Origin of the sequence: Phocaeicola fibrisolvens (assembly GCF_025567125.1) — a bacterium.
GTDB lineage: Bacteria > Bacteroidota > Bacteroidia > Bacteroidales > Bacteroidaceae > Phocaeicola > Phocaeicola fibrisolvens.
This window is the reverse complement of the sequence record NZ_JAOQJI010000006.1, coordinates 66240-81118: the sequence shown is the minus strand read 5'-3', so window position 1 is coordinate 81118 and position 14879 is coordinate 66240. Positions and strand designations below refer to the sequence as shown.

Sequence of the window (14879 nt, the reverse complement as noted above, 5' to 3'; positions counted from 1 at the left end):
TTTTTTTCGTTTTAACCCTGGAATCAGTTTTCTGGCAGTTCTACCACACCCAATTTCTTCTTTCCATCCATCTTCACGGTAAGCGGTTTCTCAAACCGTACCCAACGGAGGAACTTCGTTTCTTCTACGGCGGGCATGCTGTCGAGTAAGGCTTGGTTATAGATACCGTCGTTCATGTAGGCATTGATGGTGAAATAGCCCACCCCGAACGAAGTCAGGTTCTGGAAGAAATGGGTGCCCTGACTGGGGTCTACCCGGTAGTTGGTCAGCCCGGCTTCCACGATGATGCGGGCCGCCGAAATATTCGGCCATTTCACCGGTATGCCGAGCCAAGTGTCGCTGCTACCCCACCGTCCAGGACCCACCAGTATGTAATGCTTACCTTCGTCAAGGAAGCGGCGGTTGAGCTTCTCGATGTCGTAGGCTATCAGCTGGTTGTTGGAGGCGGAATAGCCTTCGGTCTTCACATAGATGACGTCCTGCAGGTCGTCCATCACACCGTGTCCCAACGAGTTTCCGCTCTTGAGCAGGAGCTTTTCTTCCGGCACCAGAGTCAAGTCTTCGTCCAGCCCGGCTTTCACATCGACCATCGGACGGATTTGCAGCAGATAGAACACGCCGCTCTTGGTACGGGCGTCCAGATTGACGGCAAACTCGATTTCCACCGGACGACGCATCTCGCCCTGACCGTATTTCTGCACAAGCTGGAGGATGCGGGCCAAAGGGAAGACGTCGTGCTGGAGGATGTTGGCAAAGGTGATGAGCTTGCGCCCGCCGGGATAGATGCCGTCGCGTATCACCATGTCATACGGGTCGTAGGTCGAGGCGATGAAGTTCAAGGCGCCGTCGGCCTCGGCATCTTTCACATGGAGCTTCAGCAGGTTGAAGCCGTCGTCGAGCGAGAAGTTCTGTCCCAGGTTCTTCAGGTCGAGGGCATAGAAGCGGGTCTGGGTCTCGCGCAAGGCGATTTCCATCTCGCTGGTCTGGAGCACCTGCGTGGGGTGGTACGGACAGACACGCAAGGTGAGACCGCCGTCGACAATGTATTTTCCAAGTCCCAGCGCCAGGCTCACCGTGCCTTCTTCGGCCAGTTCGTCGTTGATGGGATAATAGTTGATAGAGCGGGCCACACCGGATATGGCCGGATAGTAACGGTCGCCATACTGGGTGCCAACCACTTCCTGAAGGATGACGGCCATCTTTTCCTGGTCGATGACGTTGCTAGTGGCCTGCATGTAGGCCTTGCTATCCTTATAATATACGGAGGCATACACACCCTTGATGGCATCGCTCAGCATGCGGAGCATCTCGTACTTGTCGTCCAGATAGGGAATCATGTAAGTGGAATAGATACCGGCAAACGGCTGGTAGTGGGAGTCTTCCAGCAGGCTGGACGAACGGATGGCAATGGGGGCCTTGACGGCATCGAAGAAGGCGAAAAAGTCTTCCACCAGACTGTCGGGCAGCTTGGCCCGGAGGAAAGCCTGCAGAATCACGTCGTCGGCGGCATCGCTCAAGGCTATCTGGTACAGCTGGTTGGAGTCCATGAACTCATCGAACACATCGGTACAAAGCACCACGGTTTTCGGAATCATGACCGAGGCGTTTTCAAACTCGTCGAACTCGGGATGACGCTTCACCATGTTATCGATAAAGGCCAGTCCGCGCCCCTTGCCTCCCAAAGAGCCGTCGCCGATACGCGCAAAATTGGAATAGCGGTCGAAACGGTCGCGCTGGAACACGGCCACCACGCCCTGGTTTTTCATCTTGCGGTATTTCACGATGGCTTCGAAAATAATCTGCCGGTGTGCGTCGATGTCCTGAAGGGATTCCCACGTAATCTGTTTCAGGAACTCGGCCACCGGGAAGATGGCACGCGAATACAGCCAGCGCGAGATGTGGTTGCGGCTGATGTGGTAAAGGAAGGATTCTGCCGGAATAGCGAAAATCACGTTCTGGAGTTCTTTCAGGTTATGGATGCGGGCCACTTCCTTCAGGGTATGGGGGTCGCGGAAGATGAAGTCGCCGAAACCGAAGTTGTCGGACACGGCTTCGCGCAGGTCGATGTTCATCTTCTTGGAGTTCTTGTCGATGAACACGGCATCCAGTTCGGGGGCATACTGGCGGTTGCTTTCTTCGGCCGACTGCAGAATCAGTGGGATGAACGGATCGCGCCTGCGTATCTCACGCAGCAAGCTTACCCCTGCCTCTGCATCGTTTTCGCCTTCACGGGGGAAACGGGCATCGGAAATGACGCCCAGCATGTTGTTCTGGTACTTGTTATACAGGTCCATGGCTTCCTCGTACGAACGGGCCAGCACGATTTTAGGACGACCACGCATGCGCAGCGTACGCTGGTGCTCGTTCAGGGCTTCGGTGGCAAACTCCTGGCTCTGGCGGAGCACGAACTTGTAGAGATTGGGCAGCACGGACGAATAGAAGCGGATGGAGTCTTCCACGAGCAGAATCATCTGCACACCGATTTCCTTGATGTCGTGCTCCAGGTTCATCTTGTCCTCAATCAGCTTGATGATGGACACCAGCAGATCAGTATTTCCCAGCCAGCAGAACACGTATTCGAAAATGCTCAGGTCCTCGTGTTCCATCCGTTCCTTGATGCCATGCGAAAAAGGAGTCAGCACCACCAGCGGCAGATGAGGATACTCCCGCTTGATGTCGCGGGCAATGTCGAAGGTGTCACTGTTGTCGGAACCCGGCATACAGATGACCAGGTCGAACATGGTGTTGCGCAACTGCTCCCATGCCTCCTCTCCCGTGGACACTTGGGTAAAACGGGGCGGGTAGCGCAGGCTCAGGTTCATGTATTCATTAAAAATCTTCTCATCGATGCGGCCATCGTCTTCGAGCATGAACGCATCGTACGGATTGGCCACTAGCAGCACGTTGAAAATACGCTTTGTCATCAGGTTGGCAAACTGCGTATCCTTGAAATAAAGCTGTCGGAGTTTAATTCTCAGGTTGTTTAGCATGGTATCTTGTTTTAAGCTTATTCTTGTTTATAAAAACAAAAATCGGAAATTCACCTGATTTTTGCAAATCTTTCTTGAGTGCTGGTAAAAAACTATCAAAATTTAAGCCATCACACGAAAAATAAGGGGAAAAGCTTTGCCAATACAGGTAAATTCCTATCTTTGCATATACAAAACATTTCATTTTGTCAGACCTTAAATTATTTGATTATGGATATTAACAAGATCATGTCATCCTTGGAAGCCAAGCATCCAGGTGAATCAGAGTACCTTCAGGCAGTAAGAGAAGTATTGCTTTCTATCGAAGATATTTACAACCAGCATCCCGAATTTGAAAAGGCTAAAATCATTGAACGGCTAGTAGAACCCGACCGTATTTTCACTTTCCGCGTCACATGGGTGGACGACAAGGGGGAAGTACAGACCAACTTGGGTTACCGCGTGCAATTCAATAACGCCATCGGCCCATACAAGGGGGGTATCCGTTTCCATGCATCGGTCAACCTGTCTATCCTGAAATTCCTGGGATTTGAACAAACTTTCAAGAATGCACTGACCACGCTGCCGATGGGCGGTGGAAAGGGAGGTTCCGACTTCTCTCCGCGCGGAAAAAGTAATGCGGAAATCATGCGTTTCTGCCAGGCCTTCATGCTGGAATTGTGGCGCCATCTGGGTCCGGACATGGACGTGCCGGCAGGCGACATCGGCGTGGGTGGACGCGAAGTGGGCTACATGTTCGGCATGTACAAGAAACTGACGCGTGAGTTCACCGGAACGTTTACGGGCAAGGGACTGGAATTCGGCGGTTCGCTGATTCGTCCGGAAGCCACGGGCTTCGGAGGCTTGTATTTTGTGAAACACATGCTGGATGCAAAAGGTATTGATATAAAAGGAAAGACGGTGGCCATCTCTGGTTTCGGCAACGTGGCCTGGGGAGCTGCTACCAAAGCTACCCAGCTGGGAGCAAAAGTGGTGACTATCTCCGGACCGGACGGTTACATTTACGACCCGGACGGCATCGAGGGAGAAAAGATTGACTACATGCTGGAACTGCGTGCTTCGGGCAACGACATCGTAGCACCGTATGCGGAGAAATTCCCGAAAGCTACCTTCGTACCGGGACGCCGCCCGTGGGAGGTAAAAGTGGACATCGCCCTGCCATGTGCTACCCAGAACGAACTGGACGGAGAAGATGCACAGCATCTCATCAAGAACCAGGTGCTCTGTGTGGGAGAAATTTCCAACATGGGATGTACGCCGGAAGCCATTGATGCTTTCATCGAACACAAGATGATGTATGCGCCAGGCAAGGCAGTCAATGCGGGCGGTGTGGCTACCTCTGGACTGGAAATGAGCCAGAACGCCATGCACCTGAGCTGGACCGCACAGGAAGTGGACGAGAAGTTGCACCAGATTATGCACAACATTCACGAACAGTGCGTGAAGTATGGTACGGAAAGCGACGGATATATCAATTACGTGAAGGGTGCCAACATCGCCGGATTCATGAAAGTGGCTCATGCCATGATGGCTCAAGGTATAGTCTGAATATTAAGGATAATTAAATTGCATACAAGCATGAGGGAAAGATGAATTTTTATTCCTATCTTTGAAAGCTTTAATTTTAGCACAAAATCTCGTTTAGTTGTATTTGTATTTTGTATTGTAGCTTGCGCTATCCAGCCTGTGAAGGTCTGATAGCGCTTTTTTATAATTTCATCGTACTAAAGCACTAAAAAAGAACAGATACAAAATAAAAAGAGGTTCTGCATCGTGATGCAAAACCTCTTTTCCGGGTGACTAGTGGGACTCGAACCCACGACATTCAGAACCACAATCTGACGCTCTAACCAACTGAACTATAGTCACCATGTTGGTATAAAAAAACTGCTTCTGAAGAAAGGGTGACTAGTGGGACTCGAACCCACGACATTCAGAACCACAATCTGACGCTCTAACCAACTGAACTATAGTCACCATGTTGGCTTCCTTTTCAAAAGCGATTGCAAAGGTAGAGGATTTTTTCGAAATTGCAAACATTTCTTCGAAAAAATCTTCCAAAATCTCAATATATCGCCTTTTTACCCGCCAACAACGTATTCTTCATCAAAGAAACAATGGTCATCGGACCTACTCCACCAGGAACTGGCGTAATGTAAGAACATTTAGGAGCCACTTCATCAAACTTCACATCGCCGGTAAGTTTAAAGCCCGACTTTTTGGAAGCATCGGGTACACGCGTAGTACCCACGTCAATTACTACCGCACCTTCTTTCACCATATCGGCTTTCACAAAATTAGGTTGCCCCATTGCTGCAATCAGGATATCTGCTTCCCTGCATTCTCTGACCAGATCCTTGCTCCGACTGTGACAGACAGTCACCGTCGCATCACCCGGACAGGCTTTCTGCATCATTAACATAGCCATCGGTTTTCCAACAATGTTGCTCCGCCCCAAAATAACACATTTCTTTCCACGCGTTTCAATCTGATAGCGTCGCAACAACTCCATAATCCCATTCGGAGTAGCCGAAATATAACAAGGAAGTCCGATAGACAAACGCCCCACATTAATAGGGTGGAAACCATCCACATCCTTACGATAATCAATGGTTTCTATTACCTTCTGTTCAGAGATATGAGGAGGCAACGGAAGCTGTACGATGAATCCGTCCACATCGTCATCCTCATTCAGTTCACGCACTTTTGTCAGTAGTTCTTCCTCGGTCACATCCGATTCGTAACGAATCAAAGTGGATTTAAACCCGCACACTTCACAAGCCTTTACCTTAGCCGCCACATAAGTTTCACTCCCTCCGTCGTGTCCGACCAAAATTGCAGCCAAGTGAGGACGTTTCCCTCCTTTTGCCACAATATCGGCAACTTCAGCTGCTATTTCCTGTTTCACCTTCTCAGAAACAGCTTTTCCATCAATCAGCGTCATAAATATTCCTTTCTGTTTAACAAGTTGCACAAATGTAACGATTTTCAAAGAAAAGACCTGCTTATTTTTCGGTTTTTCTAGCAATTATTACAGCTAAAGAAGAATTCTTACATCAACAAGAAGTTAATAGGCGAAAAAATATTAACTTTGTCACGTTATTTTAATTATGCAAACTAAAATATTCAACATACTATTCATTATCACCGGCTGCTTGTTCGCCTTCATTCTGCCACAAAAAATCCATGCTGCAGAAAATTCTTTCATCGTAGTAATCGATGCCGGACACGGTGGACATGACCCCGGCGCCATCGGGAAAAGAGGCAAAGAGAAAAATATCAACCTCAGCGTGGCACTAAAACTGGGTAGGCTTATCAAGCAGAACTGCCCGGATACAAAAGTTATCTACACACGTGAAAAAGACATATTCGTTCCTTTGCACCGCAGAGCGGAAATTGCCAACGATGCCAAAGCAGATCTTTTTATTTCAATCCATACCAATTCCTTGGCTGCCAGAAATAGTAAAGTCCGCGGCACAGAAACATATACACTGGGACTTCACCGTACCCAAGAAAACTTAGAAGTTGCCAAAAAAGAAAATGCCGTAATCCTCATCGAGGACGACTATAAACAACAATATGCCGGATTTAACCCCAATTCGTCTGAAAGTTATATCATCTTTGAATTTCTGCAAGACAAAAACATGGCACAAAGCGTCAGTTTTGCTACAGCAGTACAACGACAATTCAGAAATGCCAATCGGACAGACAAGGGCGTGCACCAGGCTGGATTCCTGGTATTACGCGCCACTTCAATGCCTAGCGTACTGATTGAACTGGGGTATATAACGAATCCTTCGGAAGAATCCTTTCTACTTTCTGAACAAGGAAGTGCCACACTTGCCCGAAGCATTTATCAAGCATTCCTGACTTACAAATCAGGAAAGACCCTCGGGAACCATCCAACGGTTACAGAAAGTGCAGCCATGCCAATTGAAGCCTCAAGTGAATTTTCCCAAACAAGGGCTCTCTCAAAAGAACAAAACCTCCAAAAGGATGTAACTGCCACTTCTTCCGGAAAGCCCGTATTCAAAATACAAATATTGACTTCCGACCGCCAGCTTCCTGCCAAAAGCAGGCTGTTTAAAGGTCTTACTCCAGTAGACAGCTACAAGGAAAACGGTATCATCAAATACACCTATGGAGAAGATACCAACTACAATAAAATTCTACGCCTGAAGCGAAACAAAATAGACAGCAAATTTAAGGATGCCTTCATTATCGCTTTTAAAGATGGAGTAAAAATGAACATCAACCAAGCCATACGAGAATTTAAAAACAATAGATAACAATAAGAAAAAACATATATGAAAAAAGAAGTAAAAATCGGATTAGCAGGAATCGGTGCATTGCTGATTCTCTTTTTTGGTATCAATTACTTAAAAGGAATCAGCATGTTCAAACCTGAAAGCTATTATTATGTAGATTTCACCGATGTAAACGGACTGGCTCAATCAAGTCCGGTATTTGCCAACGGTTATAAAATAGGTATCGTACGCGACCTACAATACAATTACAACAAACCTGGACATGTTGTGGTAGGAATTGAAGTCGACCAAGATATGCGTATCCCTACCGGAAGCAAGGCCGAACTGGTCACAGAAATGCTTGGTACGGTAAAGATGAACATGTTACTGCAACATGAATCTACCACATACTTGACTCCAGGAGATACTATTGAAGGAACAGCCAACAACGGAATCTTAGGAAAAGCTGAAAAAGACCTGCTTCCTCAAATAGAACGCATGATGCCCAAATTGGATTCTATACTGGGGTCACTAAACCAGCTATTGGCAGATCCTTCCTTAAAGAATACCTTGCATAATGCAGAGCAACTAACAGCTTCTCTTAATGCCACCAGCACACAATTACATGGACTGATGAGCAAAGATATTCCACAATTAACCAGCAATGTAACTGCCATTACGGAAAACCTGAAAGGTATCAGTGAAAATCTGAAAGGTATTGACTATGCTTCTACCTTTCAAAAAGTGGATTCAACTTTGCTAAGTGTGCATATATTAACCACCAAACTAAACAGCAAAGACAATTCAATCGGCCTCCTACTAAACGATGATGAATTATACCAGAACTTAAATGCGACTTCTGCCAATGCAGCCTCTCTACTGAAAGACTTGCAGGAACATCCCAAACGGTATGTACACTTCTCACTGTTCGGCAAAAAAGACAAATAAAAAAATATTTTCACTTCAACAGGAGAGACATCAAACCAGACGATATCTCTCCTGTTGAGGTATCAGACAAAATCATCATCTGCTTCAAAGTCTTGGACATTCCATTTGTCTTATATAGAAGCAATCTAAATAACACACAATTTTAAAAGGGTTGTATAAAAACACTGTAATACACTGATAACGAAGCAAAAGGAATCAGAAGAGGAAAGACAAGAAAAAAAGAACTGTTCACGCAAAATTCTGATAAATAAAATATTATAGATACACAAGAGCATTTCTTTTTATCAAATATTTAACAACTTCGTAACAACCTATTTATCAACCCCTTAAATTCCGAAAATAAAAAGCAAGGAAAAAGGCATTTGTTTTTCTGAAATTTCATTACGAAATTTGCAAACGTAGAAGTTTCGCTTTATTAATAACAACGCACGTATGATTGAACATAACCAAGCTGTTGCGCTATGGAATCGTTGCCTGGCTTTTATCAAAGACAACGTAAACGCTACAGCTTTTAAAACATGGTTTGAGCCTATCGTACCTTTAAAATATGAGGATACAGAAAAGGCATTGACGATCGGCGTCCCCAGTCCTTTCTTCTATGAATATCTGGAAGAAAAATACGTGGGGTTGCTACGCGCCGCCATCTATAAGGAAATAGGTGAAGGCACGGAGTTGATGTATTCCATCCTGACAGATAAGACAAACCATATAACTGTCAATATAGAAGGAACCAAACGTTCCTCTGCTCTTCCGGAACAGGCACCCGTCTATAATGGAAACAAGACGCCCAATCCTTTACAAGCAGCAGCTCCGCAAGATTTGGATCCCCATTTGAATCCCAACTACAACTTTGAAAATTTCATCAAAGGAAATAGTAATGAGTTTTCTAGAACTGTAGCTGAAACTGTGGCCCAAAATCCTGCACGTACCTTTAACCCGTTGTTCATTTATGGTCCTTCTGGAGTAGGAAAGACTCACCTGATCAACGCTATCGGAACGCGCATCAAAGAATTGTATCCGGAAAAACGTGTATTGTATGTATCAGCACATCTGTTTCAAGTACAATACACTGACTCTGTACGTACAAATCATTTCAATGATTTTATCAGTTTCTATCAAACAATTGATGTATTAATCATTGATGACATCCAAGAATTTGCAGGAGTCACCAAAACCCAAAATACATTCTTCCATATCTTCAATCATCTGCACCAGAACGGAAAGCAACTTATCTTGACTTCCGACCGTGCTCCCGTTATGCTACAAGGCATGGAAGACCGACTGCTGACCCGTTTCAAATGGGGGCTGGTAGCTGAGTTGGAAAAACCGGATATTGAACTGCGAAAAAACATTCTACGCAACAAAATCAAACGTGACGGACTGGTTATTCCTGAATCAGTCATCAGCTACATTGCTGAAAATGTAAATGAAAGCGTACGAGAACTAGAAGGTATCGTCAACTCCTTGCTGGCACAATCTATTTTATTCAAACGCGAAATAGACCTGGAACTGGCTCAACGAATCGTAAGAAAAGCTGTCAAGTGCGCGGAAAGCAAACCGATGACGATAAACGATATCATCGTCAAAGTATGCGAACACTACAAAATTGATGAAACAGCAATTCATACTAAAACCCGCAAACGGGAAGTAGTACAAGTACGCCAGGTAGCCATGTACTTAGCCAAAAAACATACCGACACATCTTCTTCCAAGATCGGGCAGTTGATTGGCAACAAAGATCACGCAACCGTGCTTCATGCTTGCAAAATTGTCAAGGATCAGGTAGATGTTGATAAATCATTTAAAGCAGAAATTGAAGAAATTGAGGCAAGTCTTCGGATGAGATAATAAAAAAGGCGGTTTAATTAAACCGCCTTTTTTATTATCTCATCGATTATCAATCGTCAAACCCCTGACGCTTCAAAACTTTCTTTAATCCCTCCGACATAAACTCATTATCCGACTTCTTATAACGAATGTCAGTAAAAATCTGTGCCAAAGTCTCAGTGTGGTTAATCTCCACAAAATGTTTGTTCTCCGGCAGATTTTCTTTGTATGAATAAAGTTTATCTATTTCCAGAGATGTATAATCATGGTATGTTTCTTCATGAACAATTCCCTGAACAGGTAAACGATCAGGCTGAGGAGGACATTCATCCGGATAACCGACTGTAATGGTTGCTACAGGCACAACCAATTTCGGAAGTTTCAAAATATCAATAATTTGGTCCGGGTTGTAGATTGTAGTCCCCAAATAACAAATTCCTAAACCTTTCTCCTCTGCTAAAGTACAGAAATTCTGCGTTACCAACAACGTATCAGAAGCAGCGTTTAAGAAAGATATAAAGTTATTATAACCCGGTACAGCCTTTCGCTGTTCACACCATTTACAGAAACGGTTGAAATCAGCACAAAAAGTAAGAACCACTGGAGCAGAAGTCACCATTGGTTGATTAAAATGCGCTGGAGCCAATCGAGCCTTCATTGCAGCATCTTTCGTTACAATTACACTATACAACTGCATATTTCCCATTGTGGAAGCACGAAAAGACTCTTCCAATAACTCATTCAACAAACTGGCAGGTATATCCTCCTGCTTATACTTACGGATTGTCCGTCTGTTTTTTATAGATTCCATAATATCGGCTTTAATGAATACCAAACAAAGGTAAAAAGAATCTTCGAAAATCCACAGCCTTTTTATATATAAGAAATATACGCCCAATCGAAAAGTTTTCCGTTTTGGAAAACTTTTCGATAAAACAAAAGTCATAATTAACTGAAAAACAAATATATAAAATTTTATTTCTGAAAACCATCAAGATTGTTAATAACTTCTTTCACTTTTATTTTGCCAATTAAAAAAACATCTTTAGCTTTGCAGCGGTTTGTTTGAAATAAAGCGAATTCTACAAATTAAATTTTATTGAAAACAAACTTATTCATATATAAACAACCGTGGAAAAGAAGACGTATAGCTACGATGAAGCATATAATGCTTCATTGGAGTATTTCAAAGGAGATGAACTAGCCGCACGTGTTTGGGTAAACAAATACGCAGTAAAAGACTCATTTGGAAATATCTATGAAAAATCTCCAGAGGATATGCATTGGCGTATCGCCAATGAGGTAGCCCGTATCGAGGCAAAATATCCTAATGCTATCAGTGCTCAGGAACTTTTCGAACTACTTGATCACTTCAAGTACATCATTCCTCAGGGAAGCCCTATGACTGGAATTGGGAACAATTATCAGGTAGCTTCTCTTTCCAACTGTTTCGTTATCGGACTGGACGGAAATGCAGACTCTTACGGAGCTATTATCCGTATCGATGAAGAACAAGTACAACTGATGAAACGACGGGGAGGTGTAGGGCACGACTTATCTCACATCCGTCCGAAGGGGTCCCCAGTAAAAAACTCAGCCTTGACTTCAACTGGATTGGTTCCTTTCATGGAACGTTATTCCAATTCGACCCGTGAAGTAGCACAAGACGGACGCCGTGGCGCATTAATGCTGACCGTATCCATTAAACACCCTGACTCGGAAGCTTTCATTGACGCTAAAATGACCGAAGGAAAGGTAACAGGAGCCAATGTATCTGTAAAACTGGACGATGAATTCATGCAAGCTGCCATAGAAGGTATGCCTTACACACAACAATACCCCATCGATTCTCCCAACCCAATGGTTTCCAAAGAAATCGATGCCTCTTCTTTATGGAAGAAAATTGTACATAATGCATGGAAATCAGCCGAGCCTGGCGTATTGTTCTGGGATACCATCATCCGTGAATCTGTACCCGACTGCTATGCCGATTTAGGATTCCGCACGGTTTCTACAAATCCATGTGGAGAAATTCCTTTATGCCCGTACGACTCCTGCCGTCTACTGGCAATCAACCTTTATTCTTACGTAGTAAATCCTTTTACTCCAGAAGCTTATTTCGATTTCGAACTGTTTAAAAAACATGTAGCACTGGCCCAGCGTATCATGGACGACATCATCGATCTCGAGCTAGAAAAGATTAAACGTATTTTTGAAAAAATTGACTCCGATCCAGAAAGCATGGAAGTGAAAGGAACGGAACGTCACTTGTGGGAGAAGATATATCACAAATCAGGCTTGGGACGTCGTACAGGAGTAGGTATTACAGCAGAAGGCGACATGCTGGCTGCCATGGGACTGCGCTACGGTACTGAGGAAGCCACAGAATTCTCCGAAAAGGTACATAAAACCATTGCATTGGAGGCCTACCGTTCCTCAGTAAACATGGCTAAGGAACGTGGAGCTTTCGAAATATACGATGCAGAACGTGAAAAGAACAACCCATTCATCAACCGTCTGAAGGATGCTGATCCACAGTTGTATGAAGAAATGAAAAAATATGGTCGAAGAAACATTGCTTGTCTGACCATCGCTCCAACAGGAACTACCAGTTTAATGACACAAACCACATCGGGTATTGAACCGGTCTTCATGCCAGTATACAAACGCCGCCGTAAGGTCAATCCAAATGATGCAAATGTACACGTCGACTTTGTTGATGAAACAGGAGATGCATTTGAAGAATATGTAGTATTCCATCACAAATTCCTCACCTGGATGAAAGTCAATGGCTATGACCCCGACAAGCGTTATACTCAAGAAGAAATTGATGCCTTGGTAGCTAAGTCACCTTATTACAAGGCTACGTCAAATGATGTAGACTGGCTGATGAAAGTGAAAATGCAAGGCCGCATCCAAAAATGGGTAGACCATTCTATCAGTGTCACCATCAATTTGCCTAACAACGTTAGTGAAGACCTCGTCAACCAGTTGTACGTAGAAGCATGGCGTTCTGGATGCAAAGGATGTACAGTATACCGCGACGGTTCACGCGCTGGAGTCTTGATTTCCACCAAGAAAAAAGACAATAAAGAAGAAGAGTGCCGTTGCAAACCACCCCAGGTAGTAGAAGTACGCCCGAAAGTGCTGGAAGCTGATGTCGTCCGTTTCCAAAACAACAAAGAAAAATGGGTAGCCTTCGTCGGACTATTGGATGGAAGACCCTACGAAATCTTTACAGGTCTTCAGGATGATGAAGAAGGTATCGTACTACCGAAGTCTGTTACTTCCGGACGTATCATCAAAAGCTATGATGAAGATGGAACCAAGCACTATGACTTCCAGTTCGAAAACAAACGAGGCTACAAAATGACCATTGAAGGTTTGTCTGAAAAATTCAACAAGGAATACTGGAACTATGCCAAACTGATTTCCGGAGTCCTCCGTTGGAGAATGCCGATTGAACAAGTAATCAAATTGGTTAGTTCCCTGCAACTCGACAGTGAAAATATCAACACTTGGAAAAATGGTGTAGAAAGAGCCTTAAAAAAATACGTACAAGACGGAACTGAGGCCAAAGGAGTGAAATGTCCAAATTGTGGACACGAAACCCTTGTTTATCAGGAAGGCTGCTTGATTTGCAAAACCTGCGGTTCTTCCCGCTGCGGATAAACCTCATGATATTTGAGCAACATTTCTAAAAAATTTCAGGCATGAATCATGTGAATGGTTTTGAGTTTTCAGAACACGCTTGATTCATGCCTCTCTTATTTCCCTACATCTTTCCCATCATGAAACAAAGCAAAATGTACATTCACCTGAACGGAGTGAAAATATATGCATATCACGGCGTACTCCCTCAAGAAAACAAAGTTGGCGCTGAATACATTCTCAACCTGACACTGAAAACCGATTTCAGTCGTGCATCCCAAATGGATGACCTAACTTACACCATCAATTATGCTGAAGTGTTTCAGGCTGTAAAAAAAGAAATGCAAATTCCTTCCCGCCTGCTGGAACACGTCATACAACGTATCGCCCAACGACTGTTTCACGACTTTCCAACTCTTACGGAAATCAAAATTACCCTATTCAAACAGAATCCTCCCATGGGAGCTGATTGCCAGGAAACAGGAGTAGAATCGACTTTTACCAAAACTAACGCAATATGAAAAAACTTGCTATTTTTGACTTAGACGGAACTTTACTGAACACAATTGCCGATCTGGCAGCCGCAACCAATTACGCGCTCACCCAGTATGGCTACCCTACTCATTCAACGGATACTTACCGATTTTTTGTAGGAAACGGAATCAACAAACTTTTCGAACGGGCACTTCCGGAAGAAGATAGAACCCCAGAGAACGTATTACGAATCCGATCTAAGTTTGTCCCATACTACAATCTACACAATGCCGACATGAGCCGCCCTTATCCTGGCATTGAGCAATTACTCAACCTCCTACAACAACATCACCTTCAAATAGCTGTTGCATCCAACAAATACCAGGAAGCAACCAGTAAATTAATCGGACAATATTTTCCTCATATCCATTTTACTGCTGTATTCGGACAACGAGAAAATGTCCCGACCAAACCCAATCCACAAGTAATAAAGGAAATTATCAAGCTAGCCGAGGTACACAAAGAAGAAACAGTCTACATCGGCGATTCCGGAGTAGATATGCAAACTGGACTCAATGCAGATGTAACAACTATCGGAGTATGCTGGGGATTCCGCCCTCAAAGCGAACTACAAGAATTTAACCCTGACTACTTAGCAAAAGAACCAATGGATATTGCTCGTTTTCTACAGATTCTATAATCTGAGACATTGCAAATACAAGCCTTATTCCTGTTGAAAGAA

Annotated in this window: 10 protein-coding genes and 2 tRNA genes; 7 read left to right on the top strand and 5 right to left on the bottom strand. The window is 44.3% G+C overall.

The genetic code is table 11. The features are described 5' to 3' along the window. Nucleotides 1–23: 23 nt before the first annotated feature. On the bottom strand, nt 24–2990 hold the full coding sequence (locus tag OCV81_RS04240; protein ID WP_148328659.1) for a PEP/pyruvate-binding domain-containing protein: 2967 nt from the start codon (nt 2988–2990) through the stop codon (nt 24–26). Nucleotides 2991–3200: 210 nt separating this feature from the next. Between OCV81_RS04240 and gdhA the strand changes: the two genes are divergently transcribed. After that, the gene (gdhA, locus tag OCV81_RS04235) at nt 3201–4538 is read left to right on the top strand and encodes an NADP-specific glutamate dehydrogenase (protein WP_148328657.1); all 1338 of its coding nucleotides are present in this window, start codon (nt 3201–3203) and stop codon (nt 4536–4538) included. A 247-nt stretch (nt 4539–4785) separates the two neighbouring features. Here gdhA and OCV81_RS04230 read toward each other — a convergent pair. From OCV81_RS04230 to folD, 3 genes are all read right to left on the bottom strand, one after another. Then, a tRNA-His gene (locus OCV81_RS04230) sits at nt 4786–4859 on the bottom strand. A gap of 34 nt (nt 4860–4893) precedes the next feature. Then, nucleotides 4894–4967, bottom strand: a tRNA-His gene (locus OCV81_RS04225). Between the two features lie 88 nt (nt 4968–5055). Beyond that, nucleotides 5056–5934, bottom strand: coding sequence for a bifunctional methylenetetrahydrofolate dehydrogenase/methenyltetrahydrofolate cyclohydrolase FolD (folD, locus tag OCV81_RS04220; RefSeq protein ID WP_148328655.1), 879 nt, complete (start codon nt 5932–5934; stop codon nt 5056–5058). A 166-nt stretch (nt 5935–6100) separates the two neighbouring features. Here folD and OCV81_RS04215 point away from each other — a divergent pair, with 166 nt between their 5' ends. From OCV81_RS04215 to dnaA, 3 genes are all read left to right on the top strand, one after another. After that, nucleotides 6101–7279, top strand: a complete 1179-nt coding sequence (locus OCV81_RS04215; protein ID WP_148328653.1) for an N-acetylmuramoyl-L-alanine amidase family protein — start codon at nt 6101–6103, stop codon at nt 7277–7279. An 18-nt stretch (nt 7280–7297) separates the two neighbouring features. Next, nucleotides 7298–8185 carry an MlaD family protein gene (locus OCV81_RS04210; RefSeq protein WP_148328651.1) on the top strand — a complete coding sequence of 296 codons (888 nt, stop codon included), beginning with the start codon at nt 7298–7300 and terminating at the stop codon, nt 8183–8185. A 432-nt stretch (nt 8186–8617) separates the two neighbouring features. Beyond that, nucleotides 8618–10033 (top strand): chromosomal replication initiator protein DnaA, encoded by a 1416-nt coding sequence (gene dnaA / locus OCV81_RS04205; RefSeq protein WP_148328649.1) that lies wholly within the window; start codon nt 8618–8620, stop codon nt 10031–10033. 49 nt (nt 10034–10082) lie between these two features. Here dnaA and OCV81_RS04200 read toward each other — a convergent pair whose 3' ends face one another. Next, complete coding sequence (locus OCV81_RS04200) at nt 10083–10823, bottom strand: NADPH-dependent oxidoreductase (protein WP_148328647.1); 741 nt, start codon at nt 10821–10823, stop codon at nt 10083–10085. Between the two features lie 320 nt (nt 10824–11143). On the opposite strand from OCV81_RS04200, the gene OCV81_RS04195 reads away from it, so the two are divergent. The 3 genes from OCV81_RS04195 (at nt 11144) to OCV81_RS04185 (ending at nt 14837) form a co-directional block, all read left to right on the top strand. Continuing rightward, nucleotides 11144–13684 (top strand): adenosylcobalamin-dependent ribonucleoside-diphosphate reductase, encoded by a 2541-nt coding sequence (locus tag OCV81_RS04195; protein WP_148328645.1) that lies wholly within the window; start codon nt 11144–11146, stop codon nt 13682–13684. Nucleotides 13685–13803: 119 nt separating this feature from the next. Further along, the gene (gene folB / locus OCV81_RS04190) at nt 13804–14184 is read left to right on the top strand and encodes a dihydroneopterin aldolase (protein ID WP_148328643.1); all 381 of its coding nucleotides are present in this window, start codon (nt 13804–13806) and stop codon (nt 14182–14184) included. Next, nucleotides 14181–14837 (top strand): HAD family hydrolase, encoded by a 657-nt coding sequence (locus OCV81_RS04185; protein WP_148328641.1) that lies wholly within the window; start codon nt 14181–14183, stop codon nt 14835–14837. Before folB ends, OCV81_RS04185 begins: the two co-directional genes overlap by 4 nt. Nucleotides 14838–14879: the final 42 nt, after the last annotated feature.